Source organism: Mesobacterium pallidum, from assembly GCF_019966535.1.
Lineage (GTDB): Bacteria > Pseudomonadota > Alphaproteobacteria > Rhodobacterales > Rhodobacteraceae > Mesobacterium > Mesobacterium pallidum.
Window position 1 is genome coordinate 492325 of sequence record NZ_JAIMID010000001.1, and the last position, 23866, is coordinate 516190.

Sequence of the window (23866 nt, forward strand, 5' to 3'; positions counted from 1 at the left end):
GCAGGCCTGCCTCCGGCGGGAGTATTTTGGGAATAATGAAAGCGGGGGCGCGCTGATGACCGAAGTGCTGATCCAGGGGGCCGAACGGGTCCTGACCATGGATGACGAACGGCGCGAGCTTGCGGGCGCCGACGTGTTGATGCGCGATGGCGTGATCGTCGCCGTGGGGCAGGGGCTGGAGACCACCGGGGAGGTCGTGCGGGCGACGGGCTGCGTGGTCACGCCGGGGCTGGTGAACACCCATCACCACCTTTACCAGACGCTGACCCGCGCCGTGCCGGGCGGGCAGGATGCGCTGCTGTTCGGCTGGCTCAAGACGCTCTACCCGATCTGGGCGCGTTTCGGCCCGGAGGAAATGCGCGTCTCGGCCATGGTCGGGCTGGCCGAGCTGGCGCTGTCGGGCTGCACGCTGAGTTCCGATCACCTGTACCTCTACCCGAACGGCGCGCGGCTTGACGACACGATCGAGGCGGCGCGCGCGGTCGGGCTGCGGTTTCATCCCACGCGTGGGGCGATGAGCATTGGCGAAAGCGCCGGGGGCCTGCCGCCGGATGCCCTGGTCGAACGCGAGGCGGCGATCCTCGACGATTGTATCCGGGTGATCGACGCCTTTCATGATGCCTCCGAAGGGGCGATGGTGCGGGTGGGCGTGGCGCCCTGTTCGCCGTTTTCCGTCAGCCGCGAGCTGATGCGCGACGCGGCGCTGCTGGCGCGGCACAAGGGCGTGATGCTGCACACGCACCTGGCCGAAAACGACGAGGACATCGCTTATTCGCAGGCGCAGTTCGGCTGCCGCCCCGGGCAATATGCCGAGGAACTGGGCTGGACCGGGGCCGATGTCTGGCACGCCCATTGCGTCAAGCTCGACGGGCAGGAGATTGATCTCTTTGCCAAAAGCGGCACCGGCGTGGCGCATTGCCCCTGTTCGAACTGCCGGCTGGGGTCGGGCATCGCGCCGGTGCGCGCGATGCGCGATGCGGGCGTCAAGGTGGCGCTGGGGGTGGACGGATCGGCCAGCAACGATGCCGGCAACCTCGTGCTCGAGGCGCGGCAGGCGATGCTGCTGCAACGGGTGGCGCGAGGCGCGGATGCCATGAGCGCGCGCGAGGCGCTCGAGATTGCAACGCGGGGCGGGGCGGATGTGCTGGGCCGGCCCGATTGCGGGCGCATCGCGGTGGGCAAACGGGCGGATATCGCGATCTGGGACGTCTCGGGCGTGGAAAGCGCGGGCAGCTGGGACCCGGCGGCGCTGCTGCTGGCCGGGCCGACCCGGGTGCGGGACCTCTTCGTCGAGGGGCGGCAGGTGGTGCGGGATGGCCATGTCACGACCATCGACCTCGGCGCCGTGGTGGCGCGGCAGAACCAGCTCGCGCGGGCGCTGGCGGGCTAGACCCGAGCGGCCTTGCGCGCGAGGCTCCGGGCGCGCGTCTCGACCGTCTCGAGGCGGCTTTCCAGCTTGGGCGGCAGTGCCTGCGGAAACTGTGACAGCAGCGGCAGGACCTGCCGGCTCCTGTCGGCATAGGTCACGGCCCAGTCGGGATTGGCGCGGGCGATGGCACGCTCGGCCTCGGCCAGCGCTTGCTGGGCCTGGGCCAGAAGCGTCTCGCCCAGCAGGGACCAGGCCGCCCCCGCCATCACCAGCGCCGCGTCGTCGTCGGTGTCGAGGGCGCCGAGGTTCCCCTCGACGGCATAGCGGGTCGGGTCGATCTCGAGATCGGCGGCGACGAGCCCCGGGACCCTGGCGACCAGCGCCGCGTTGTCCGTCGCGAACCGCTGCTGGATCTCTTCGGCCCGCGCGCGGCCGGGCTCGAGCCGGGTGCGGACCTCCATGCTGTTGAGCATCCGGTTCACCGGGCGGCGCAGCGCCGGGTCCAGCGGGCCGTGCAGCGCATGCAGCGCGTTGCGCAGCCGGAAGGCGGCGAGGTCCAGCGCCGAATTGGACCGGGGCGGCAGCGCAAGGCCCGCCAGCTCGAACCCGCCAAGCGCGGCCACGCGGTCAAAGAGGTTCGGACCACGCCGGTAGGGCATGATCTCGACAGTCTCGACGCCGAACACAGCGGTCCAGCGGTCGTAGAGCGCAAGGTAGTCGAAATAGGGCGTGCCGGGCCGGATGCCGTCCAGGTAGCCCGACCGGACAGGCGGCGCGTAGCGCAGCAGGGTCGACATGTGCGACAGGCCCATCTCGAACTGCGGGCGCAGGCAGCAGAGCACGGTGATCCGGTCGAAGAGCGGCGCCAGCAGGTCGCGCAGCCGGGCCACCTGCTCGGCCGTGGTCAGCCGCGACTGGCAATGCTCGTTCGACAGCACGAAGGTGTGGCAGCCATCGGCGCGGGCCTGGGCCACCTCGGCGGCGAGCCGGGCGGGGGCGGTGGCCAGGTCGGCCGCCAGAGCCTCGGGCGTGCGGGCGAACATGCCCTGTACCTCGTCCGGCGCAGGTTTGGCCCCGGCCATGGGGAACAGGATCATGTGGTTGTTCCAACCCATCTCTCGGCTGTAGCAGACGCCAAGCGCGCGCAGCGCCTCGCGGTTCAGCGCGCCCCAGTCCTGGAACGCGGTGCTGCCGGTCTTTTCCGTGCCGATATGGAGAATGAGCTGCATCAGGCCGGCCTCCCGTTGATCCATGTAGCCCGGATTGCCCGATCGTCGCCCATCATGATAGTGGGAAAGATCGCCTCCCAGACCCCCTCGGCCCGCGCCGCGCGTTGCGCGATGGCGGGGGTCGAGGCGAGGTCGAGCACGACGAGGTCGGCCTCCATCCCCACGGCGACATTGCCGATCTGGTGATCCATGTGCAGCGCCCGGGCCGAGCCCTGTGTGGCCAGCCACATCAGCTGCGCCGGATGCAGCGGGGTGCCGCGCAGCTGGCCGATCTCGTAGGCGGCGGCCATGGTGCGCAGCATCGAAAACGACGACCCGCCGCCGGTGTCGGTGGCAAGGCCGATGCGCTGCCCTTCGGCCATCAGCCCGGCCATGTCGAAGAGTCCCGAGCCGATGAAGGTGTTGGACGTCGGGCAATGGATCAGCGACGCGCCCACCTCGGCCAGCCGCGCCCGTTCGCGCGGCTCGAGGTGGATGGCGTGGCCGTAAAGCCCGCGCGGGCCCAGCAGGCCATGCGCCTCGTAGGTGTCGAGGTAATCGCGCGCTTGCGGGTAAAGCGACCGGACCCAGGCGATTTCGTCCAACTGCTCGGAAAGGTGGGTCTGCATCAGGCAGTCCGGATGCTCGGCCCAGAGCGCGCCCAGCGCCGCCAGCTGCTCCGGCGTCGAGGTCGGAGAAAACCGCGGCGTGATGGCATAGGACAGCCGGTCCACCCCGTGCCATTTCTCCAGCAGCCGCTTGCTGTCGTTATAGGCCGATTGCGCGGTATCCTGCAGCGCCTCGGGCGCGTTGCGGTCCATGCAGGTCTTGCCGGCGACGATGCGCTGCCCGCGCCCCTGCGCCTCGGCCATGATCGCATCCACGCTGGCGGGATGGATCGTGCAATAGCTGACAAAGGTGGTGGTGCCGTTCGCCGCCGTCAGGTCGCAGTAGCGCAGGGCGATCTCGGCCGCGTGGTCCGGATCGACAAAGCTGATCTCTTCGGGGAAGGTATAGCTGTTCAGCCAGTCGATCAGCCGCTTGCCCCAGCTCGCGATGATCGCGGTCTGGGGATAGTGCACATGAGCATCGACGAAGCCCGCGCAGATCAGATCCTGGCCGTAATCGGTCACTTCGGCCTCGGGGTGCGCCGCGCGCAGGGCGGCGGCGGGGCCGGTGGCCGCGATGCGCCCGCCCTCGACCAGCACGGCGCCGGCCGTGTCGACCTGCACCGCCTCGTCCAGCGGGGCATGGAACGGGTCGGCGGCAAAGCTCAGCACCTGCCCGGTCAGCAATCTCTTGGTCATCTGCGCTCCGTCCTTGGGCCCCGGATCACGATAGAGACGCCGGGCAGGGGCCACAACGCCCTCTCTTGCGTCCGGCCCCGGGGTCTTGCCCGACAACCGGGCAGGTGCACCGCCGTATGCCGCAAAAAAAGGCGTCTGCGCCGCCTCGGGGCCTTGCCCTTCGGCCCATGCACCTTATGAGTCACCCCCGAATGGCGCGAAACGGGGGCCCAGCGATGAGCGAGACCGACGACCTGGTTGAAGAAACCACGGCCCCCGACGAGGCCGAGGACGCCTATGCGCTCGACCGCAAGACGCTGGCGGCGATTCTCTATGCCGTCGAGGTGCAGGACCGCGAGAAGCTGATCGAGCTGATGGAGCCGCTGCACGCGGCCGACATCGCCGACATGCTGGAACAGGTGAACGCCTATGACCGGCGCCGGCTGATCGAGCTCTACGGCACCGAGTTCGACGGCGAGATCCTGTCCGAGGTGGACGAATCGATCCGCGAGGAAGTCATCGCCGTGCTGCACCCCGAAGTGCTGGCCGAGGCGGTGCGCGAGCTCGATTCGGACGACGTGGTCGACCTGCTCGAAGACCTCGAGGATTCGCAGCAGGAGGCGATCCTCGGCGCGCTCGAGGAAACCGACCGGGTCGCGGTCGAGCAATCGCTGACCTACCCGGAATATTCCGCCGGCCGCCTGATGCAGCGCGAGGTGGTCTGGGCGCCCGAGCACTGGACCGTGGGCGAGGCCATCGACTACCTGCGCGCGACCGAGGAACTGCCGGACCAGTTCTACCATATCGTGCTGGTCGACCCGCGCCACCGGCCCGTCGGCAACGTGACACTGGGCAAGCTGATGGGCGCCCGGCGCGAGGTGCCGCTGAAAGAGCTGACCGAGGATCTCTTTCGCACCATCCCCGCGACGCAATACGAGGGCGACGTGGCCTATGCCTTCAACCAGTATCACCTGATCTCGGCGCCCGTGGTCGATGACCAGGACCGGCTGGTCGGCGTCATCACCATCGACGACGCGATGATCGTTCTGGACGAGGAACACGAGGAAGACATCCTGCGCCTCGCCGGCGTGGGCGAGGGGTCGCTGTCGGACAAGGTCAGCGACACGGTGCGCCAGCGCCTGCCCTGGCTGGCGGTGAACCTGGGCACGGCGGTGCTGGCCTCGCTGGTGATCTCGATCTTCGAAGAGACCATCGCGGGCTTCGTGGCGCTGGCGGTGCTGATGCCCATCGTCGCCTCGATGGGCGGCAACGCCGGGACGCAATCGCTGACCGTGGCGGTGCGGGCCATCGCCACGCGCGACCTCACGGGCGCCAACGTCTGGCGGGTGATCCGGCGCGAGGTGGCCGTGGGTCTGATCAACGGGCTGGTCTTCGCGCTGGTCATGGGGATCGTGGGGCTGATCTGGTTCGGCTCGCTCACCCTGGGCTACGTGATCGCGGTGGCCATGGTGGTCAACCTGGTGGTCGCGGGGCTGGCCGGGACGATCATCCCGGTGCTGCTCGAGAAATTCGGCATCGACCCGGCGCTGGCCTCGGGCACTTTCGTCACAACGGTGACCGACGTGGTCGGGTTCTTCGCCTTCCTCGGCCTGGCGGCGATAGTGCTGATATGACGCTCGAAGAGGACAAGGCCGCCGCCCGCAAGGCCGCGCTGGCCCGCCGCAAGGGCGCGCACGAGGCGGGCGGAACGGGCCGCGCCAGCCACCTGAGCGAGATCCTCGCCGGCTACCGCGGCGTGCCGCTGGCCGGCTACCTGCCGATGCGGACAGAGATCTCTCCGCTGCCGGCTATGGAGGAAGCCGCGGCCCATGGCCTCGTCGGCGTGCCGGTGATCGAAGGTCCCGCCCGCCCCTTGCGCTTTTCGCTGTGGGAGCCGGGCGTTGCGCTGCGCGGCAACGGCTTCGGCACCTCGGTGCCCGAGACCGACGCCTGGATGATCCCCGAAATCCTGATCGTGCCGCTCGTTTCCTTCGACCGCATGGGCAACCGCCTCGGCTACGGCGGCGGCTTCTACGACCGCACGCTGGAACGCCTGCGCGCGCGCGGCCCGGTGCTGGCCATCGGCTTTGCCTATGCGGCGCAGGAGGCGGAGGCGCTGCCGCTCGAGCCCACGGACCAGCCGCTCGACATGATCGTCACCGAGCGCGAGATCCTCAGCTTCTGATCCCGTGGCCCCGCTGGCGCGGGACAACGATGCCGGGCCCCTCCTCCTGTCCTCCTCCCGCGCGGGGAGGAGGAACCCCGTGGCGGGCCGACCCCGAAAAATCGGGCCGGTCGCCCCGGGCGCGGGCAGAGCCTCCGGCGGGAGTATTTGCGGAATAATGAATGCCAGGGCGCCCCGATCCCCCTTCATCTTGCCAATAAACTCCGGGGAGTGTGAGGGGCTGGCCCCTCACTCCGACAGCGGGTGCCGCGCGCGACCTGTGTGTTTGCGCGCCGATCCTCCTTCATCTTTCCGGAAATATCCCGGGGGGTCGACATTGTCGCGCCATTGGTCCGAGAGACAATGGCGATGGGCTGGCCCCCACTTTTCCCCGGATGTCCCGCCACCCTCCACGCATACTTGCCTCTTTGCGCGCAACGGCCTACGGACTCTCCCCCATGAAGATCTTGTTTCTCGGAGATGTGGTCGGGCGGGCCGGACGGGCCGCCGTGACCGAGCGGTTGCCGGCCCTGCGCGATGCCTGGGGCCTGGATTTCGTGGTGGTGAACGGCGAGAACGCCTCGAACGGGATGGGGCTGTCGGGCGATCATGCCAAGCTTCTGTTCGAGGCCGGGGCCGATTGCGTGACGCTGGGCGATCATGCCTTCGACCAGCGCGACATGCTGCAATACATCGGCAGCGATGACCGGATCCTGCGGCCGGTGAACTTTGCCAAGGATGCGCCCGGTCGCGGCGCGCGGATGTTCACCGACAGGCGCGGACGCAAGGTGCTTGTGGCCCAGGTGCTGGGCCAGGTGTTCATGAAGCGCGCCTTCGAGGCCCCCTTTGACCAGATCGAATCGATCCTCAAGGCGCACCCCCTGGGCGGGCAGGCGCAGGCCATCATCATCGACGTGCATTGCGAGGCGACGAGCGAAAAGATGGCCATGGGCCATTACTGCGACGGCCGCGCCAGCCTTGTCGTCGGCACGCACACCCATGTCGCCACCGCCGATGCACAGATCCTGCCGGGCGGCACGGCCTACCTGACCGACGCCGGCATGTGCGGCGATTACCTGAGCGTGATCGGCATGGACAAGGCCGAGCCGCTGCGCCGCTTTGTCACCGGCATGGCCAAGGGCCGGTTCAGCCCCGCGACCGGCGAAGCGACCCTGTCGGGCATCTACGTCGAGACCGACGACCGCACGGGCCGTGCCTCGCGGGTCGAGATGGTGCGCCAGGGCGGGCGGCTGCAGCAATCCGGGCCGGGCGATGTCTGACAGGCGCTGGCTGTGGGGCATTCTTGCCCTGCTGGGTGCCGGCTGGGGGCTGACCACGCCGCTGACCAAGATCGCCGTCAGCGGCGGCCATGCGGTGCTGGGGCTGGTGTTCTGGCAACTGGTGATCTCGGTTCTGCTTCTCGGCGCGTTGACCTACGGCCGTGGCAAGCGGCTGGACCTCGGGCGGCAGCACCTGGCGCTCTACCTCATGATCGCGCTGCTGGGGACGGTGCTGCCCAACAGCGCCTCCTACATGGCGGCGCGGCACCTGCCGGCGGGGATCATGTCGATCGTGATCTCGATGGTGCCGCTCTTTGCCTTTCCGGTCGCACTGGCGCTGCGGCAGGACCGGTTCAGCCTCCCCCGCCTTGTCGGCCTCGCGCTGGGTCTCGCCGGCGTCGCGCTCATTGCCGCGCCCGAGGCGAGCCTGCCCGAGCGCGCCATGCTCGCCTTCCTGCCCGTGGCGCTGATCGCGCCCTTCTTCTACGCGCTGGAGGGCAACCTTGTGGCGCTGCGCGGCACTGGCGGGCTGGACCCGGTGCAGGTGCTCTTTGGCGCCTCGCTGGTGGGGCTGGCCATCGTCGCGCCGCTTGTGCTGGTCAGTGGCGCCCAAGTCAGCCTGGCGCGGCCCTGGGGCCCGGACGACCGCGCCCTGGTCGCGTCCTCGGCGATCCATGGGCTGGTCTATGCCGGCTATGTCTGGCTGGTCGGCCGGGCCGGCGCGGTCTTTGCCGCGCAGGTCGCCTACCTTGTCACCGGATTCGGCGTGCTCTGGGCCATGCTGATCCTCGGCGAACGCTACGCCCTGACCGTCTGGCTGGCGCTGGGCGTGATGCTCACCGGCGTGGCACTGGTGCAGCCCCGCGCGGGCGAAGACCCCCCGGGCCCCGCCGAGACGCTTGCGTGACCCCGCGCCCTGCGAGATAAAGCGTCGGACCAACGCAGGCAGATTTTATGGAAATTTTCGCATTCTCTCAAACCGGGCAGGCCTGGGTCACGCTGGGCGTGGTCGCGGCCATGTTCCTGCTGTTCCTGCGAGAGGTCTACCCGACCGAGGTGGTGGCCATCGCCGGCGTGTCGCTGCTGCTGATCCTGGGCGTGCTGCCCTACGAGGCGGGGCTGGCCGTGCTGGCGAACCCGGCGCCCTGGACCATCGCGGCGATGTTCATCGTCATGGGGGCGCTGGTGCGGACCGGTGCGCTCGAGGCCTTTACCAACCTTGCGGACCGCTATGCGCGGACCCGGCCGCGGCTTGCCGTGGCAATGCTGCTGGGCTTCGTGCTGCTGGCCTCGGCCATCGTGTCGAACACGCCCGTGGTGGTCGTGATGATCCCGGTCTTCGTCCAGCTGGCGCGGACGCTGGGAACAACGGCCTCCAAGCTGCTGATTCCGCTGAGCTATGCGGCGATCCTTGGCGGGACGATGACGCTGATCGGAACCTCGACCAACCTGCTGGTGGACGGCGTCGCGCGCGAACGGGGGCTCGAGCCGTTCACGATCTTCGAGATCACGCCGCTGGGTCTGGTCTGCGTGGCCTGGGGCATGATCTACCTGCTGACCATCGGCCGCAAGCTGCTGCCCGAGCGCGATTCCATGGCCGACCTTCTGTCGGACCGCAGCCGGATGAAGTTCTTCACCGAGGCGGTGATCCCGCCGGATTCGAACCTGATCGGGCGCGAGGCCACCGATGTGCAGCTGTTCAAGCGCGAGGGCGTGCGGCTGATCGACGTGGTGCGGGGCGACCAGTCGCTGCGGCGCGACCTCAAGGCGGTGACGCTCGAGGTGGGCGACCGGGTGATCCTGCGCACGCAGATGACGGAACTGCTGAGCCTGCAGCGCAACAAGTCGCTGAAACGCGTCGACCAGGTGAGCGCGGTCGAGACCACCACGGTCGAGGTGCTGATCACCCCGGGCGCGCGGATGATCGGCCAGCGGCTGGGCGATCTGCGCCTGCGCCGCCGCTACGGCGTCTACGTGCTGGCCGTGCACCGGCGCAACCAGAACATCGGCCGCCAGATCGAGAACATGATCGTGCGCGTCGGCGACACGCTGCTGCTGGAAGGCTCGCCCGAGGACATCCAGCGCCTGGCGCAGGACATGGGGCTGGTGGACGTGTCCAAGCCCACCGCCCGGGCCTTCCGCCGCAGCCATGCGCCCATCGCCATCGGCGCGCTGATCGGGATCGTGGCGCTGGCGGCCTTTGGCGTGGCGCCGATCTTTTTCCTGTCGATCCTCGCCGTGGCGATCGTGCTGCTGACCCGATGCATCGACGCGGACGAGGCATTTTCGTTCATCGACGGGCGGCTCTTGGCGATGATCTTTGCCATGCTGGCCGTGGGCGCGGCGCTGGACCATTCCGGCGCGGTCGAGATGATCGTGACGGCGGTGGCGCCGCTGCTGGGCGATCTGCCGCCGGCGCTGGTCGTCTGGGTGGTCTTCATGATCACCACGCTGCTGACCGAGCTGGTGTCGAACAACGCCGTCGCGGTGGTCATGACGCCCATCGCCATCGGCCTGGGCACCGCGGTCGGCATCGACCCGCGCCCGCTGGTGGCGGCGGTGATGGTCGCGGCCTCTTGCGCCTTTGCCACGCCCATCGGCTACCAGACGAACATGCTGGTCTACGGGCCGGGCGGCTACAAGTTCACCGATTTCGTCAAGGTCGGCATGCCGCTGAACCTGACGATGGGCATCGTCGCCTCGCTGGTGATCCCGTTCATCTGGCCGCTGTGAGGCAGGCTCATCGGCTCTAAAGCGGCCAGACCACCAGGATTGTCGGGATCGACACGGCGATCACGATGATCTCGAGCGGCAGGCCCATGCGCCAGTAATCGCCGAAGCGGTAGCCGCCGGGGCCAAGGATCAGCGTGTTGTTCTTGTGCCCGATGGGCGTCAGGAAGGCCGCAGAGGCCGCCACCGCCACCGCCATCAGGAACGGGTCGGGCGAGACGTTCAGCGTCGTCGCCATCTGGATGCCCACCGGGGCCGCGACGATGGCCGTGGCCGTGTTGTTCAAAACGTCCGACAGGGTCATCGTCACCACCATCAGCACCGTCAGCACCACCCAGGCCGGCATGCCGAAGGTCAGCGACACCAGCGCGCCCGCGATCAGCTCCGTCCCGCCCGAGGTCTCGAGCGCGGCGCCCAAAGGGATCATCGAGCCCAGGAGCACGATCACGGGCCATTCGATATGCTCGTAAAGCTCGGACAGAGGCAGCACCCCGGTCAGCACGTACAGCATGGCGACGATCCCCAGCGCGACCGGCAGGTAGACAAAGCCAAGGCTCGCCGCCAGCACGGCAGCGGCAAAAATGCCGATGGCGGCCCAGGTTCGGGTGTTGCGGGTTACCGCCAGCCCTCGGTTCTCGAGCGGCAGCACGTTTAGCCAATCGACCACGGCCTGGGTCGTCTCGGAAGGCGTGAGCAGCAGCAGGATGTCGCCCGGTTGCAGGGTTTCCTGGCGCATGTGGCGGGTGATCTGCTGGCCTTGGCGCGAGATGCCCAGCAGCACCGTGCGCTGGCGCCAGGCCAGGCCCACCGACTGGGCCGATCGGCCATTGAGGCGGCTCTGCTCGGTCACCACGACCTCGGTCAGGGTCTGGCCTTCGCTGTCGGCGCGCAAGAGTTCCTCGCGCCGCTCGTCGGTGAAGTCGAGGCTGAGGGCACTGCGGAACTCGTCCAGCGCCTCGGGCGTGGCTTCCAGCACCAGCGCATCCTGCGCCTCGATCAGGATCGACCGGGCCGCGCCATAGCGGCGCTTGCCGTCGCGGATCAGGCCAAGGATGGCGACATCGGCCTTCTCGGCATCCTCGTAAAGCGCGCCGACACGGGTGCCGATCAGCTTGCTCTCGCTCGGCACGGTCAGCTCGGCGGTGTAGGGCTTGAGCTCGCCCGCCTCGGTCGTCTCGTCCGACCGGTCCGGGATCAGCCGCCAGCCACCCAGTGCGACAAAGGCAAGGCCCGCCAGCGCGGCGATCCCGCCCACGGGGGCGAAGTCGAACATCCGGTAAGGCGCGCCCAGCGATTCGCCGCGGATCGAGGCGATGATGATGTTGGGCGGGGTGCCGATCAGCGTGGCCATGCCGCCGAGGATCGTGGCAAAGCTGAGCGGCATGAGCGTGCGCGCGGGCGAGCGGCCCGCCTTGCGCGCCGTCTGGATGTCGACGGGCATCAAGAGGGCCAGCGCCGCCACGTTGTTCATGAAGGCGGAAAGCACGCCGCCGATCCCGCCCATCATCGCGATATGCAGCCCCATGGCGCGCGAACTGTCCACGAGCGTCCGGGTGATCAGGAATACCGCGCCCGACCGGACCAGCCCCGCCGAGACCACCAGCACCAGCGCCACCACCAGCGTGGCCGGGTGGCCGAACCCGGAAAAGGCGTCCTTGGTCGGCACGACGCCGGCGACCACCCCGACCATCAGCGCGGAAAAGGCCACGATGTCATAGCGGTAGCGGCCCCAGATGAGCATTCCGAAGACGGCGGCGAACAGGGCGAAGAGGAAGGCTTGATCGAATGTCATGCCCTGACAATAGCGTGTCCGGCCCCACGGGGAAGGGCGCCCGGCCCGGGTGTGACGCATGTCGGGCGGCAATTGGCCACCCGGTGTGGGGCGCCGCGGCCCGGCCGCCACCGCAGGGGGCCACGCGGGCTTGGCTTGAACAAGGGGGGCCTCCCGCTCTATATGGGCCGCGATATCAGGCAATGATCCGAGGGAATGCCATGGCCGGCCATTCAAAATGGGCAAACATCCAGCACCGCAAGGGGCGGCAGGATGCGGCCCGTTCGAAGCTGTTTTCGAAACTGTCGAAGGAAATCACCGTCGCCGCCAAGATGGGCGATCCGGACCCCGACAAGAACCCCCGCCTGCGGCTCGCGGTCAAGGAAGCCAAGGCAAGCTCGGTCCCCAAGGACGTGATCGAACGCGCGATCAAGAAATCGCAGGCCGGCGAGGGCGATGAATACGAAGAGATCCGCTATGAGGGCTATGGCCCCAACGGCGTGGCGGTGATCGTCGAGGCGATGACCGACAACCGCAACCGGACCGCGTCGAACGTGCGCTCGACCTTCTCCAAGAACGGCGGCAACCTTGGCGAGACCGGGTCGGTCGGCTTCATGTTCGAGCGCAAGGGCGAGGTGACCTATCCTGCCGAGGTCGGCGATGCGGACACGGTCATGCTGGCCGCGATCGAGGCCGGGGCCGAAGACGTGGAAAGCAGCGAGGACGGGCACGTGATCTGGTGCGCGGACACCGACCTGAACGACGTGGCCAGCGCGCTCGAGGCCGAGCTGGGCGAGAGCACGTCGACCAAGCTGGTCTGGAAGCCTTCGACCACCACCGAGCTGGACCTGGCCGGGATGCAGTCGCTGATGAAGCTGGTGGATGCGCTGGAGGACGATGACGACGTGCAGCGCGTGACCACCAACTTCGAAGCCTCGGACGAGGTCATGGAGCAGCTCTGAGCGGGCTGTGCTTGCAGGATTGGGAACGCCCCGCGCCGGTTGGTGCCGGGCGTTTTCCTTGGGACGGAGCGACGACGCGCACTCCTGCGGAGTGACGCCCCGCCCACCGTCCCTTATGCGCCCAACGTTTCGGCAAAGAGGGACAGCATAGCGTCCCAGCTGCGTCGGTCGGCGGCTTCCGCATAGGCCATGCCGGGGGCATTGGCCCCGGGGTTGGTAAAGGCATGGCCGGTGTGGCCATGGGCCAGGATCTGCCAGTCGTCGCAATGTTCGGTCAGCTCCTGCGCCAGCGCGACCGTGGCGTCGGGCGGGCAGAGCGGATCCTCCCAGCCGTGGCAGATCAGCAGCGCGGGCGCCATCTTGCGGCTGCCCGAGGGCGGGGCATCGTAGACGCCGTGCATCGACACGCCGGCGCGGAAATCGGCGCCCGAGCGGGCGAGGTCCAACACCGCCTTGCCGCCGAAGCAGTAGCCCATGGCGGCCATGCGGCCGGCGTCGACCCGGGGGATGGCAGCCAGCGCGGCGAGGGCGGCAGTCATGCGGGTCGCCAGAGTCGCCCGGTCCGCCTGCAGCTTGGCCATTAGCGCACCGGCCTCCTCGCGCGTGGTGGCGAGCGTGCCGTGGCCGTAGTAATCGACCCCCAGCGCCACGTAGCCAAGCGCCGCCAACCGGTCGCAGGTGGCGCGTTCGCTGTCCGACAGGCCCGAGAAGGCCGGGGTCACAAGCACGCCGGCGGCTGGCCCGTCGCCGCCCGGCAGGGCGAGGTAGCCGTGGCAGGGGGTTCCGTCGGCGTCGTAGATATGCTCTGGCATGAGGGCTCCTGTCGTTGCTGCGCGCAGGGTGGAACGGGGCCGGGCAAAAGGGAAGGGCAGACATGCTGCAATCGGCGGTCGCGGGGTTTTCGCTGGGATTTTCGTTGATCCTGGCCATCGGGGCGCAGAATGCCTTTGTCCTGCGGGCGGGGCTGCGGCGGGCGCATGTCTTTGCCATCTGCCTGACCTGCGCGCTGTCCGACGCGGTGCTGATCGCCGCCGGGGTGGCGGGGTTCGGCGCGCTGGCAACGGCGGTGCCGGGGTTGGAATGGGGCATGCGCCTGTTCGGCGCGGCGTTCCTGTTCTGGTACGGCGCGCGGGCCTTTCTTGCCGCCTGGCGGGGCGGCGCCGCGCTCGAGGCAGAGGGCCAGGTGGGCAGCCTGCGCGCGGCGCTGCTGACCTGCCTCGCGCTGACCTGGCTGAACCCGCATGTCTACCTCGATACCGTCGTGCTGCTGGGCTCGATCGCAGCGCAGGCCAGCTCGCGGCCCGCGTTTGCCGCGGGGGCCATGACAGCGAGTTTCGTGTTCTTCTTCTCGCTCGGCTACGGGGCGCGCCTGCTGGCGCCGCTGTTCGCACGGCCGGTGGCCTGGCGGCTGCTTGACGCGCTGGTGGGCGCGGTCATGTGGGCGATCGGCCTCGGCCTGCTCCTGCACTAGGCCCGCGCCTTCCGCCCGTCGGAACTTCCGCGCGCCGTGCCTTGCGGCGGGCCGAAAAATCCGCTTTGACGGGGGCATGCAGGATGAACCTCACAGCGACCCCGTGCGGGGCATCTTCTGGATGGCCGTCACGGGTCTGTTGTTCGTGGCCGTCACGGCGCTGGTCAAATGGCTTGGCACCGACATCCCCGCGACCGAAGCGGCCTTCCTGCGCTATGCCATCGGCATGGTCTTCATGATCCCCGTCGTGCCGGTGGTGATCCGCGCGCAGCTCACGCGCAGGCAATGGGGGCTGTTCCTGACGCGCGGCGTGACGCATACGGCGGGGGTGGCGCTGTGGTTCTTCGCCATGGCGACCATCCCGATCGCGGACGTAACGGCGATGAACTACATGTCGCCGATCTACGTTGCCATCGGCGCGGCGCTGTTTCTTGGCGAACGCATGGCGCTGCGCCGCATCCTTGCCGTCGTGGCGGCCATCGTGGGCATGCTGGTGATCCTGCGCCCTGGCTCGGGCGCGATGGGGGCGGGGCACCTGGCGATGCTGTTTGCCGCCCTGGTCTTCGGCTGTTCCTACCTGATCGCCAAGGTCATGGCGGACGAGACCGACCCCCGCGTCGTGCTCTTCATGCTTTCGACCTGGGTGACGGTGGGCCTTGCGCCGCTGGCGATCATGAACTGGGTGACGCCGAGCTGGTCGCAGATCGGTACGCTATCGATCGTCGCGGTCCTCGCGACCACGGCCCATTTCACAATGACGCTGGCCTTCCGCGCGGCGCCGATCACCGTGACCCAGCCGGTGAGCTTCCTGCAACTGGTCTGGGCGGTGCTCATCGGCGCGCTGGTCTTCGGCGAAGGGGTCGACCCCTACGTGGTCACCGGCGGGCTGATCATCGTCGGCTCGGTCATCTTCCTGACCTGGCGCGAGGCGGTCCTCAAGCGCCGCGCCATCACGCCGCCGGTCAACGCCACCAAGTTCTGACCCGCACGAGGTCCGCAAGCTTCTCCCGTGGGGCTGCCGCCATGCCAAGGGTGCCTTCGGCGAGAGTATTTGCGGAAAAGTGAAACAAGGCGCGCCCGATGCAGGGCGGCGCGCTCTGCGACCGTCCCGGGCCGGGCAGCGCCGGGGCTGTCGAGAGACCATGATCCCCGCGCGAGGCCAGCGGCGCGCCCGATCCGCCCTTCATTGTGCCCCTGAACTCCGGGAAGTGTGAGGGGCTGGCCCCTCACTCCCTGCCTTTCCTGCCTGCGCAGGCGCTACGATCCGCGCGCCGGATCCCCCTTCATCTTGCCGATAAACTCCGGGGGAGTCCGCCCATGGCGGACGGGGGCAGCGCCCCCATGCCCGGCCGGCCGTCAGATCTCCGCGTCGAGAAACGCGCGCACCGCCGCCTCGAACTCGCGCGGCTTCTCGGCGTGCAGCCAGTGCCCCGCGCCGGTCAGCTTGGCAAAGCGCGCGTGGGGGAACAGCTCTCGGATCCGCCCCCGGTGCTCGGGCTTGACGTAATCGCTCTCGGCCCCCGACAGGAACAGCGTGGGCCCGTCGAACCGGCCGTGGATCTCGGGAAAGCCGACGGTCTTGTCCATCTCGGCTTCCAGCACGTCGAGGTTCAGCTTCCAGCGTTTCCCGGCCACGTCCAGCGACTGGGTGAAAAAGCTCTGCAAGGCGGGCTCGGGCACCAACGCCTTCAACTGCTCGACCGCGTCCGAGCGGCGCTCGACCTGACCGAGGTCTACCGCCCTCATCGCGTGGATATAGCGGGTCTGGTCATGCTCATAGGCCACCGGCGCGATATCAGCCACCACGAGGCGCCGCACCAGCGCGGGCCGGGTCACGGCCATGACCATCGCCGCCTTGCCGCCCATGGAATGGCCCAAGAGGTCGACGGGGCGCCCGAGGCTTTCGCAGACCTCGGCGATATCGCCGGCCATGTCCTCGTATCCGTGCCGGTCCGAGCGCGGCGAATCGCCATGGTTGCGCTGGTCGACCGCCACCACGAGGCCGCGATCGGACAGGCGCTTGGCGATCACGCCCCAGTTGCGGGCCGACCCGTACAGGCCGTGGACGATGACGAGCGGCGGCGCCCCGGTCTCGGCGCCATGAGTGAGCATGTTCAACATGGGCCCGGGTTTAGGACGCAACGCGGGGCAAGGGAACCGCAGATTTCGGCCACGCAGGGGCTTTTGCGGCCGCACGGGCTGCGCTAGACCTCGGTTCCATGATCGACCCACAGGACCTTTCGGGCAAGCTGGCCCAGCTCGACACGCTGCTGTCGCAGAAACTTGGCCTGCGCCGGGGCCCGCTGGACCGGCGGGCCGCGCGGGCGGGCCGCAGGCTGCCGCGTGCCGTGCGCCGCGACATCACCTATCTCGGGCAGGCCGGGCGGTTGGCGGGGCACCCGGTGCTCTCGGCCCGGTTCGCCCCGCATGAGGTCGCGGCTGCCCATGCCCGGGCCGTCGCGCGGCTCGAATCGATCGACGTGGCCGACCGGCGCAAGGGGGCGCTCTTGTCCTTCCTCGCCGTGGTCTCGGTCAACCTGTTCGTGCTGATCCTTCTGGTGCTGGGACTGCTGCGCTGGCGCGGGCTGGTCTGAACGGACTCGGCTGCGTCGCATCGCGAAAGACCACCAGTACGGTCGTGAAGCTGACGTACAGTAGCAGGTACCACGACCCCATTTTGCCAAGGCTCACCCATTCCCATGGCTGCTGGCCCGCGTAGACCCAGGTGCGGGTGTGGGTGCCGATGTTCTCGGCCAGCCACAGGAACCCCGAGGACAGGGCCGCCGCCAGCGGCAGGGGCATCCAGTAATACCCCTGTCCGCCCCGGAACCAGACCCGCGTGCGGCCGTAGAGCAGCACCGTGGCGGCAAAAAGTGACAGCCGGATGTCGGGCAGGAAATGATGCGCGAAGAAGTTCACGTAGATCAGCGTGGCCAGAAAAAGGCTGGCCCAGAACGGCGGGAAGGGTGCGAACCGCATGTCGAAGATGCGGATGACCCGCGCCATGTAGCTGCCGACGCTGGCATACATGAAGCCCGAGAACAGCGGCACGCCGGCGAGTTTCAGCAGCCCCGGCTCGGGGTAGGCCCAGGACCCGGCCTGGATCTTGAAGATCTCCATCGCGGTGCCGGTCAGGTGAAACAGAAAGACCACCTTGACCTCGCGCCAGCTTTCCAGCCGCAGCCAGAGAAACAACGCCTGCAGGCCCACCGCGTAGAGCACGAGCGCGTCGTAGCGCGCCAGCACCCAGTCGTCCTGCCAGATCCGCGCGCTCACGAGGATGCCGATCAGGATCATCCCGCCGAACAGCGCCGCCCAACCCTGTTTGAGAATGAACATCACCAGCTCGGCCGCCCAATGCGGCAACAGGCGGCGCATGCCGTCGCCCAGGCGGCGTTCCAGGCGGCGGGTGGGGGTCTGCGGGGCCGTCACGCGCGGGGATCCGCCGGCCGGGCAGGGCGTCGCCCGCCCTTTCGGGCGGTCTCGGGACGACCCGGGGCGGCCGTGTCCGCCCGCGGATGCGCTTCGGGTCTTAGGAACTTGGAAACTGTCTTTGCGTTACTCATGGAGGGCATTTGACGCCCTCGGGCCGGGCCTGTCCAGAACGCGGCTTCTGGCCGGGCGGAAGGACGGGAAAAAGGCAAGCAAGGCGAAAGGGATGGCCGGTCGTGGACCATGACTGGAAGGCGATGTCCCATGTCGGGACCGAGGCGCGGCGCGCGCGGCTCAGGGCGGATCTGGTCAGGATCGCGTCGCGCAAGATCGCATCGGACGGGGCCCAGTCCCTGCGCGCGCGCGATCTCGCGGCCGAGGCGGGTTGCGCCGTCGGCACGCTCTACAACGTTTTTCCCGACATGGCCGCGCTGGTGCTCGAGGTGAACGGACGCACCTTCGCCACCCTGGGGATGAGCGTCACGGCCGCCACGGCCGGGGCGGGCAAGGCGGGGCCTGCGGCGCGGCTGTCGATGATGGCACATGCCTATTTCCAGTTCGCTGTCCGGCAACGGCACCTCTGGAACGCGCTCTTTGCCGCGAAGATGCCCGAAAGCGGCATCCCGCGATGGTACCGCCGCTCGATGGAGGGGCTGTTGTCGCAGATCGCCGCGCCCCTGGCCGAGATTCACCCCGACCGCTCCCCCCGCCAGCTGCGCGCCCTGACCCGGGCGCTGTTCTACGCCGTCCACGGCATCGTCGAGGCGGGCATCCGCGGCTCGGGCGGGGCGCTGACCACCGGGCAGATCGAGGAGATGATCTCTCTCACAGTGCGCCAATTCGCGGCGAAACGCTGAGCGTGAGGGCCGGCATCCCGGGGCGGTTGCTCGCCACGCGGACCAATGGCGCGGCCATGCCCCCCGGGGCTCACTTGGGACGACGACGGTGGACCAAGGCGCCCCCGCCTTTCATCTTTCTCCAAATATGCCCGCCGGAGGCGATCCTGCTTTCTCCACTCCGCGCGCTCGTATGGTCATCACGGGCCTCCCTGCTTTCATTATTCCCAAAATACTCCCGCCGGAGGCTGTCCTGACGTAGCCTCTGGTCGTCTGGCGTCGGAGTAAGGGGCCAGCCCCTTGCGCCGCAGGCGCGGCAACAGGATGTCGAGGGGCTCTGCCCCTCGGGCTCCCCGGAGTTTAGAGGCACAATGAAGGGGGATCGGATCTTAATTGTGCCTGAATACTCCGCCGGAGGCCTCGGTACCGAGGGCGCGGATGTTCCAGGAGTGGATGAAAAAAAGGCCCGGCGCGCGGGGCGTCGGGCCTTTCGTCCAAAACGGTGAACCGATCAGAGCGTCGGGTAGATCGGGAAGCGGGCGCAGAGCGCCTCGACCTTGACCTTGACCGAGGCCTCGACCTCGGCGTTGCCCTCTTCGCCATTGGCGGCGAGGCCATCGACCACCTCGACGATCAGGTCGGCGATCTCGCGGAACTCGGCCTCACCGAAGCCGCGGGTCGTGCCGGCGGGCGTGCCGAGGCGGATGCCCGAGGTGACCATCGGCTTTTCCGGGTCGAACGGGATGCCGTTCTTGTTGCAGGTGATATGGGCGCGGCCCAGGGCCTTTTCGGTGGCGTTGCCCTTGACGCCCTTGGGGCGCAGGTCGACCAGCATGACATGGGTGTCGGTGCCGCCGGTGACGATGTCGAGCCCGCCCTTCATCAGCTGGTCCGCCAGGGCGACCGCGTTGGCGCGCACGGCCTTCTGGTAGGTCTTGAACTCGGGGCGCAGCGCCTCGCCGAAGGCCACGGCCTTGGCGGCGATGACATGCATCAGCGGCCCGCCCTGGATGCCCGGGAAGATGGCCGAATTCACCTTCTTGGCGATCTCTTCGTTGTTGGTCAGGATCATGCCGCCGCGGGGGCCGCGCAGGGTCTTGTGCGTGGTCGTGGTGGCGACATCGGCATAGGGGAAGGGCGAGGGGTGTTCGCCCGCGGCCACCAAGCCGGCGAAGTGGGCCATGTCGACCATGAGATAGGCGCCGACGCTGTCCGCGATCTCGCGCATCTTGGCAAAGTCGATCTGGCGCGGGATGGCCGAGCCGCCGGCGATGATCAGTTTCGGCTGATGCTCGGTCGCGAGCTCCTGCACCTGGTCGTAGTCGAGCAGGCTGTCCTGCTGACGCACGCCGTACTGGATCGCGTTGAACCACTTGCCCGACTGGTTCGGCTTGGCGCCGTGGGTCAGGTGGCCGCCCGCGTCCAGCGACATGCCGAGGATCGTGTCGCCCGGCTGCAGCAGGGCGGTGAAGACGCCCTGGTTGGCCTGGCTGCCCGAGTTGGGCTGCACGTTGGCAAAGTCGCAGCCGAAGAGCTGCTTGGCGCGCTCGATGGCCAGGGTCTCTGCCACGTCGACCCACTGGCAACCGCCATAGTAGCGTCGGCCCGGGTAGCCTTCGGCGTATTTGTTGGTCATGACGGAGCCCTGGGCCTCCATCACCGCTTTCGACACGATGTTCTCGGAGGCGATCAGCTCGATCTCGTCGCGCTGGCGGCCGAGTTCACCGGTGATCGAGCCGAAGAGCTCGGGGTCGCGGTCGGCAAGGCTTTCGGTGAAAAAGCCGGAGTCACGGATGGTGGGGGCGTTCATGGGCGGTCTCCCGTGTGGCGCGCGTTGAGTTGGGCGGGGTTTACCGCAACCCTGCGCGGGCGCAAAGACCCATATGCGGCATTCGGCGGATCGGCCGCGGCAAAGCTGGTGCCCGGCGGAAACTTGTGCTTGTTTCGGAAACAGGCGGGGCAGGCAGGAAACGGGGACCTGGGGCAATGATCGACGAGGTGCGCATCGCGTTCACCGCCAGCGAGGGCGATCTGGCGCAGGCTGCGCGCGAACGCCTGGCGGCGCGCTACGGCGATGTGCCGATGACCGAGGCCGAGGTGATCGTGGCCTTGGGCGGCGACGGGTTCATGCTGCAGACGCTGCATGGCACGCAGGCGCTGGACGTGCCGGTCTACGGCATGAACCGCGGCACGGTCGGCTTCCTGATGAACAGCTACGCCGAGGACGACCTGCCCGCGCGTCTGGCCGCGGCCGAGGAGACGGTGATCAACCCGCTGGCCATGACCGCACTCGGCGTGGACGGAGAGGTCACCCGCGCGCTGGCGATCAACGAGGTGTCGCTGCTGCGTGCCGGGCCCCAGGCGGCCAAGCTGCGGATCAGCGTCGACGGCCGCGTGCGGCTGGAAGAGCTGGTCTGCGACGGCGCACTTGTGGCGACGCCGGCGGGATCGACCGCGTACAACTACTCGTCCCACGGGCCGGTGCTGCCGGTCGGCTCGGACGTGCTGGCGCTGACCGCCATCGCGCCCTTCCGCCCCCGGCGCTGGCGCGGCGCGCTCTTGCGCAAGACCGCCGAGGTAAAGTTCGAGGTGATGGAGCCGGAAAAGCGCCCGGTCATGGCCGATGCCGATTCCCGCTCGGTCCGCAACGTGGCCGAGGTCACGATCCGGTCGGAGCCCGAGGTCGCGCATCACCTGCTGTTCGATCCCGGGCACGGGCTGGAGGAGCGGTTGATCCGGGAGCAATTCCTCTGAGGATTGCTCAAGCCGTCGGGGTGGAAGCGAGGGGCGCTGCCCCTCGCGCCGCAGGCGCGGCACAAGCAGGTCAAGGGGCTCTGCCCCTCGCGCCCCCCGGAGTATTTTTTGGAATATTGAAAGGGGTTTACAGCGTTCCTGCTTTCACTTTTCTCCAAGTACTCTCGCCGAAGGCTTTCGCGCCGTGGCGCGAAATCATGGGGCAGGAATGAGGGGCGCTGCCCCTCAAACTCCCCGGCATATTTGCGGAAAGATGAAGGGTAAGAGGGGGCCCTGCTTTCATCTTTCTTCAAATATGCGCGCCGCAGGCATGAGGGGCTTGCCCGTCATGCTGCCCGGTTAGCCGGCCATGCGCGACCAGAGGCGGGGGGCCATGGGGCCGACGGCCTCTTCGATCGCGATCAGCGCGTCGGTGACGAGGTCCTCGCGCCAGCGGCGGCCGGCGAGTTGCACGGGGATCGGGACGGGGCCGCGGTCCAGTTCGGCGAGGCCCACGGGGACGATGCCGGCGGGCAGGCCGAGGAAGTTCATCGCGTAGGACCAGATCGCCGCGCCGAGCACCTCGCGCACGCCCTCGGGCCCTTGGGTGTCGCGGTCGGGGGCAAAGAAGGGCTGGGGCAGGAAGGGGGTCAGAACCAGCGGATATTCCTGCATGAACAGCGACCATTCGCGCGCGTAATGGGTACGGCGGGCCATGGCGTTCAACAACTCGGTGCCTTCGAGCGGCGGGAACTCGCGCCAGTACTCGTCGAAGATCGCGTTCAAAGTGTCCGAGCCATGGGTGCGCAGCGTCTCGGCCATGGTGGCGTGCATCTCGCCCATCAGCGCGCGGTAGCCGGTGAGGCCGGTTTCTCGGGCCAGCGGCGGCGCGATCTCCTCGACCTCGTAGCCGGCGTCCTCCAGCGCCTTGGCCGCTGCGTCGAGGGCGCGGTTGACCTCGGGGTGCAGGTCGAACCCGAAGCTGTCACGGCTGAGCGCGACGCGCAGGGGGCCGGCGGGGGCGGGGCCGTTCCAGGGCAGCGGCACGTGCCACGGATCGCGCGGGTCGGGGCCGATCAACGCGGGCATGGCCGTGTGCAGGTCGCGGGCCGAGCGGGTGATGATCCCCTGCACCGACATGTTCTGCGCCAGCATCCCGCGTTCGGCCGTCTGGCTGGGGTTCCAGGCCGGCACGCGGCCAAGGCCCGGCTTGACCGTCACCGCACCATTAGCCGCCGAGGGAAAGCGCAGAGAGCCGCCGATGTCGTTGCCATGGGCCAGCGCGCCGATGCCGGCCATCACCGCTGATCCGGCCCCGCCGGAGGAGCCGCCGGGCGAGACATGGTCGCCCCATGGGTTGTGGGTGCGGCCGAACAGCGGGTTGTCGGTGTCGGCGCGAAAGGAAAACTCGGGCGTGTTCGTCCGCCCGATCGGCACCGCGCCCGCGACCAGCAGGTTGCGCACCACCGGCGCGTCGTCGGGCGCGATCAGGTCCTTCAGTGCCACCACCCCGTTCGAGGTCGCATGCCCCGCCTGGTCCACGTTGATCTTGATCGTCACCGGCACGCCGTGCAGCGGCCCGGGCGTGCCCCCGGCGGCAACGGCGGCATCGAGCCGTTCGGCCCGCGCCAGCGCCTCGTCCGCCAGGCTTTCGACCACGGCGTTCAGCCCGGGATTCACCGCCTCCATCCGCGCGAGCGACGCGCGGGTGGCCTCGAGGGCGGAGACCTCGCCCGAGCGGGTCAGTTGTGCCAGGGCGGTCGCATCGAGTTGCCAGAGGGGGGTGTCGGTCATGGAGCGTCTCCTTTGCGGCAAAGCCTATGCCCGGGCGCGGGGGATTGCCAAGAGGGGTGGAACCGCCACGGCGCGGCATCCGTTGGTTTGCTGTCCCGCAGATGAAAGGACAAGCCGATGCTGCACGGGATCGCCGCAAGCCCCTGGACCCTGGCACTTTGGGTGGCGCTGATGCTGCCCTGCCTCGCCATCGTGGTCCACGACCTTGCCACCCGCAACGCCCACCTGATGAGCCTGATGAAGGTGGTCTGGGTGCTGACCGTGCTCTACTCCGGGCCGCTGGGCCTAGGCATCTACTGGCTCACGGGGCGCAAGGAGATCGCGGACGATCACCTTTGGCGACGCAGCTTCCGGTCGGTGGCGCATTGCTATTCCGGCTGCGGCATGGGCGAGATCCTGGGGGTGATCCTCGCGGCCGGGCTGCTGAGCCTCGGCACTGTCTGGGTCTCTGTCGTCACCTTCAGTCTGGCCTATGTCTTCGGCTACGCGCTGACCGTGGGCCCGCTGGTGCAGGACGGGGTGCCGCTGCGAAAGGCCTTGTGGGAGGCCTTCGTGGCCGAAACGCCGTCGATCACGGTGATGGAGGTGACGGCGATCAGCGTCAGCCTGCTGATCGGCGGCGCTGCGGGGCTGGGCGATCCGCTGTTCTGGTCGGCCCTTATCCTGTCGCTCAGCTGCGGGCTGCTGACAGCCTACCCGGTGAACGTGGCTCTGATCCATTTCGGTGTGAAGGAGGGGATGATGGACCCCCGCGACAGCCATCACGGCCACGGGGAAAACGGGCGCCAAGAGCACGGGGCCGACCCGCAGGCCGGCCCCGCGTGACGGGG

General features: G+C 68.7%; 21 protein-coding genes. 13 read left to right on the forward strand and 8 right to left on the reverse strand.

Annotated elements, in window-relative coordinates; genetic code table 11:
• Nucleotides 1-55: 55 nt before the first annotated feature.
• The gene (locus tag MF270_RS02245; protein ID WP_238364217.1) at nt 56-1390 is read left to right on the forward strand and encodes an 8-oxoguanine deaminase; all 1335 of its coding nucleotides are present in this window, start codon (nt 56-58) and stop codon (nt 1388-1390) included.
• Here the strand turns inward: MF270_RS02245 and MF270_RS02250 are convergent.
• On the reverse strand, nt 1387-2598 hold the full coding sequence (locus MF270_RS02250) for a hypothetical protein (protein WP_238364218.1): 1212 nt from the start codon (nt 2596-2598) through the stop codon (nt 1387-1389). The two genes, MF270_RS02245 and MF270_RS02250, sit on opposite strands and share 4 nt — an antisense overlap.
• Complete coding sequence (gene guaD, locus MF270_RS02255; protein ID WP_238364219.1) at nt 2598-3884, reverse strand: guanine deaminase; 1287 nt, start codon at nt 3882-3884, stop codon at nt 2598-2600. Before guaD ends, MF270_RS02250 begins: the two co-directional genes overlap by 1 nt.
• A gap of 215 nt (nt 3885-4099) precedes the next feature.
• Between guaD and mgtE the strand changes: the two genes are divergently transcribed.
• From mgtE to MF270_RS02280, 5 genes are all read left to right on the forward strand, one after another.
• On the forward strand, nt 4100-5497 hold the full coding sequence (mgtE, locus tag MF270_RS02260) for a magnesium transporter (RefSeq protein WP_238364220.1): 1398 nt from the start codon (nt 4100-4102) through the stop codon (nt 5495-5497).
• Nucleotides 5494-6048, forward strand: a complete 555-nt coding sequence (locus MF270_RS02265; RefSeq protein WP_238364221.1) for a 5-formyltetrahydrofolate cyclo-ligase — start codon at nt 5494-5496, stop codon at nt 6046-6048. Before mgtE ends, MF270_RS02265 begins: the two co-directional genes overlap by 4 nt.
• A 437-nt stretch (nt 6049-6485) precedes the next feature.
• The gene (locus MF270_RS02270; protein ID WP_238364222.1) at nt 6486-7307 is read left to right on the forward strand and encodes a TIGR00282 family metallophosphoesterase; all 822 of its coding nucleotides are present in this window, start codon (nt 6486-6488) and stop codon (nt 7305-7307) included.
• The gene (locus tag MF270_RS02275) at nt 7300-8214 is read left to right on the forward strand and encodes a DMT family transporter (protein WP_238364223.1); all 915 of its coding nucleotides are present in this window, start codon (nt 7300-7302) and stop codon (nt 8212-8214) included. Before MF270_RS02270 ends, MF270_RS02275 begins: the two co-directional genes overlap by 8 nt.
• A 47-nt stretch (nt 8215-8261) precedes the next feature.
• Nucleotides 8262-10040 carry an SLC13 family permease gene (locus MF270_RS02280; protein WP_238364224.1) on the forward strand — a complete coding sequence of 593 codons (1779 nt, stop codon included), beginning with the start codon at nt 8262-8264 and terminating at the stop codon, nt 10038-10040.
• 16 nt (nt 10041-10056) lie between these two features.
• Here the strand turns inward: MF270_RS02280 and MF270_RS02285 are convergent, their stop codons facing one another.
• Nucleotides 10057-11829, reverse strand: a complete 1773-nt coding sequence (locus MF270_RS02285; RefSeq protein WP_238364225.1) for an SLC13 family permease — start codon at nt 11827-11829, stop codon at nt 10057-10059.
• A 200-nt stretch (nt 11830-12029) separates the two neighbouring features.
• Here MF270_RS02285 and MF270_RS02290 point away from each other — a divergent pair, with 200 nt between their 5' ends.
• Entirely contained in the window at nt 12030-12770 is a 741-nt protein-coding gene (locus MF270_RS02290; RefSeq protein ID WP_238364226.1) for a YebC/PmpR family DNA-binding transcriptional regulator, read from the forward strand.
• A gap of 113 nt (nt 12771-12883) precedes the next feature.
• On the opposite strand, the gene MF270_RS02295 is transcribed toward MF270_RS02290, so the two are convergent.
• On the reverse strand, nt 12884-13582 hold the full coding sequence (locus MF270_RS02295) for a dienelactone hydrolase family protein (protein WP_238364227.1): 699 nt from the start codon (nt 13580-13582) through the stop codon (nt 12884-12886).
• Between the two features lie 65 nt (nt 13583-13647).
• Between MF270_RS02295 and MF270_RS02300 the strand changes: the two genes are divergently transcribed.
• Both MF270_RS02300 and MF270_RS02305 read left to right on the forward strand, forming a co-directional pair.
• Entirely contained in the window at nt 13648-14241 is a 594-nt protein-coding gene (locus MF270_RS02300) for a LysE/ArgO family amino acid transporter (protein ID WP_238364334.1), read from the forward strand.
• A gap of 76 nt (nt 14242-14317) precedes the next feature.
• Nucleotides 14318-15223 carry a DMT family transporter gene (locus MF270_RS02305; RefSeq protein ID WP_238364228.1) on the forward strand — a complete coding sequence of 302 codons (906 nt, stop codon included), beginning with the start codon at nt 14318-14320 and terminating at the stop codon, nt 15221-15223.
• A 374-nt stretch (nt 15224-15597) separates the two neighbouring features.
• Here MF270_RS02305 and MF270_RS02310 read toward each other — a convergent pair whose 3' ends face one another.
• Nucleotides 15598-16362 (reverse strand): alpha/beta fold hydrolase, encoded by a 765-nt coding sequence (locus tag MF270_RS02310; RefSeq protein WP_238364229.1) that lies wholly within the window; start codon nt 16360-16362, stop codon nt 15598-15600.
• Nucleotides 16363-16460: 98 nt separating this feature from the next.
• Between MF270_RS02310 and MF270_RS02315 the strand changes: the two genes are divergently transcribed.
• Nucleotides 16461-16835 carry a hypothetical protein gene (locus MF270_RS02315; protein ID WP_238364230.1) on the forward strand — a complete coding sequence of 125 codons (375 nt, stop codon included), beginning with the start codon at nt 16461-16463 and terminating at the stop codon, nt 16833-16835.
• On the opposite strand, the gene MF270_RS02320 is transcribed toward MF270_RS02315, so the two are convergent.
• Nucleotides 16774-17619 carry a DUF817 domain-containing protein gene (locus MF270_RS02320; RefSeq protein ID WP_238364335.1) on the reverse strand — a complete coding sequence of 282 codons (846 nt, stop codon included), beginning with the start codon at nt 17617-17619 and terminating at the stop codon, nt 16774-16776. The two genes, MF270_RS02315 and MF270_RS02320, sit on opposite strands and share 62 nt — an antisense overlap.
• Before the next feature lie 290 nt (nt 17620-17909).
• Between MF270_RS02320 and MF270_RS02325 the strand changes: the two genes are divergently transcribed.
• Nucleotides 17910-18530 carry a TetR/AcrR family transcriptional regulator gene (locus MF270_RS02325; protein WP_238364231.1) on the forward strand — a complete coding sequence of 207 codons (621 nt, stop codon included), beginning with the start codon at nt 17910-17912 and terminating at the stop codon, nt 18528-18530.
• Nucleotides 18531-19020: 490 nt separating this feature from the next.
• Here MF270_RS02325 and glyA read toward each other — a convergent pair whose 3' ends face one another.
• A complete protein-coding gene (gene glyA / locus MF270_RS02330) occupies nt 19021-20319 on the reverse strand; it encodes a serine hydroxymethyltransferase (RefSeq protein WP_238364232.1) in 1299 nt (432 codons plus the stop codon).
• Nucleotides 20320-20498: 179 nt separating this feature from the next.
• On the opposite strand from glyA, the gene MF270_RS02335 reads away from it, so the two are divergent.
• Nucleotides 20499-21263 (forward strand): NAD kinase, encoded by a 765-nt coding sequence (locus MF270_RS02335; RefSeq protein WP_238364336.1) that lies wholly within the window; start codon nt 20499-20501, stop codon nt 21261-21263.
• 339 nt (nt 21264-21602) lie between these two features.
• Here MF270_RS02335 and MF270_RS02340 read toward each other — a convergent pair whose 3' ends face one another.
• Complete coding sequence (locus MF270_RS02340; protein WP_238364233.1) at nt 21603-23036, reverse strand: amidase family protein; 1434 nt, start codon at nt 23034-23036, stop codon at nt 21603-21605.
• Nucleotides 23037-23153: 117 nt separating this feature from the next.
• Between MF270_RS02340 and MF270_RS02345 the strand changes: the two genes are divergently transcribed.
• Entirely contained in the window at nt 23154-23861 is a 708-nt protein-coding gene (locus MF270_RS02345) for a DUF4396 domain-containing protein (RefSeq protein WP_238364234.1), read from the forward strand.
• Nucleotides 23862-23866 lie beyond the last annotated feature (5 nt).

Bases quoted from the DNA above. Each gene is read 5' to 3' on its own strand.
- MF270_RS02245 (WP_238364217.1), top strand. From the start codon at position 56: ATGACCGAAGTGCTGATCCAGGGGGCCGAACGGGTCCTGACCATGGAT.
- MF270_RS02250 (WP_238364218.1), bottom strand. From the start codon at position 2,598: ATGCAGCTCATTCTCCATATCGGCACGGAAAAGACCGGCAGCACCGCG.
- guaD (WP_238364219.1), bottom strand. From the start codon at position 3,884: ATGACCAAGAGATTGCTGACCGGGCAGGTGCTGAGCTTTGCCGCCGAC.
- mgtE (WP_238364220.1), top strand. From the start codon at position 4,100: ATGAGCGAGACCGACGACCTGGTTGAAGAAACCACGGCCCCCGACGAG.
- MF270_RS02265 (WP_238364221.1), top strand. From the start codon at position 5,494: ATGACGCTCGAAGAGGACAAGGCCGCCGCCCGCAAGGCCGCGCTGGCC.
- MF270_RS02270 (WP_238364222.1), top strand. From the start codon at position 6,486: ATGAAGATCTTGTTTCTCGGAGATGTGGTCGGGCGGGCCGGACGGGCC.
- MF270_RS02275 (WP_238364223.1), top strand. From the start codon at position 7,300: ATGTCTGACAGGCGCTGGCTGTGGGGCATTCTTGCCCTGCTGGGTGCC.
- MF270_RS02280 (WP_238364224.1), top strand. From the start codon at position 8,262: ATGGAAATTTTCGCATTCTCTCAAACCGGGCAGGCCTGGGTCACGCTG.
- MF270_RS02285 (WP_238364225.1), bottom strand. From the start codon at position 11,829: ATGACATTCGATCAAGCCTTCCTCTTCGCCCTGTTCGCCGCCGTCTTC.
- MF270_RS02290 (WP_238364226.1), top strand. From the start codon at position 12,030: ATGGCCGGCCATTCAAAATGGGCAAACATCCAGCACCGCAAGGGGCGG.
- MF270_RS02295 (WP_238364227.1), bottom strand. From the start codon at position 13,582: ATGCCAGAGCATATCTACGACGCCGACGGAACCCCCTGCCACGGCTAC.
- MF270_RS02305 (WP_238364228.1), top strand. From the start codon at position 14,318: ATGCAGGATGAACCTCACAGCGACCCCGTGCGGGGCATCTTCTGGATG.
- MF270_RS02310 (WP_238364229.1), bottom strand. From the start codon at position 16,362: ATGTTGAACATGCTCACTCATGGCGCCGAGACCGGGGCGCCGCCGCTC.
- MF270_RS02315 (WP_238364230.1), top strand. From the start codon at position 16,461: ATGATCGACCCACAGGACCTTTCGGGCAAGCTGGCCCAGCTCGACACG.
- MF270_RS02320 (WP_238364335.1), bottom strand. From the start codon at position 17,619: ATGCGCCGCCTGTTGCCGCATTGGGCGGCCGAGCTGGTGATGTTCATT.
- glyA (WP_238364232.1), bottom strand. From the start codon at position 20,319: ATGAACGCCCCCACCATCCGTGACTCCGGCTTTTTCACCGAAAGCCTT.
- MF270_RS02340 (WP_238364233.1), bottom strand. From the start codon at position 23,036: ATGACCGACACCCCCCTCTGGCAACTCGATGCGACCGCCCTGGCACAA.
- MF270_RS02345 (WP_238364234.1), top strand. From the start codon at position 23,154: ATGCTGCACGGGATCGCCGCAAGCCCCTGGACCCTGGCACTTTGGGTG.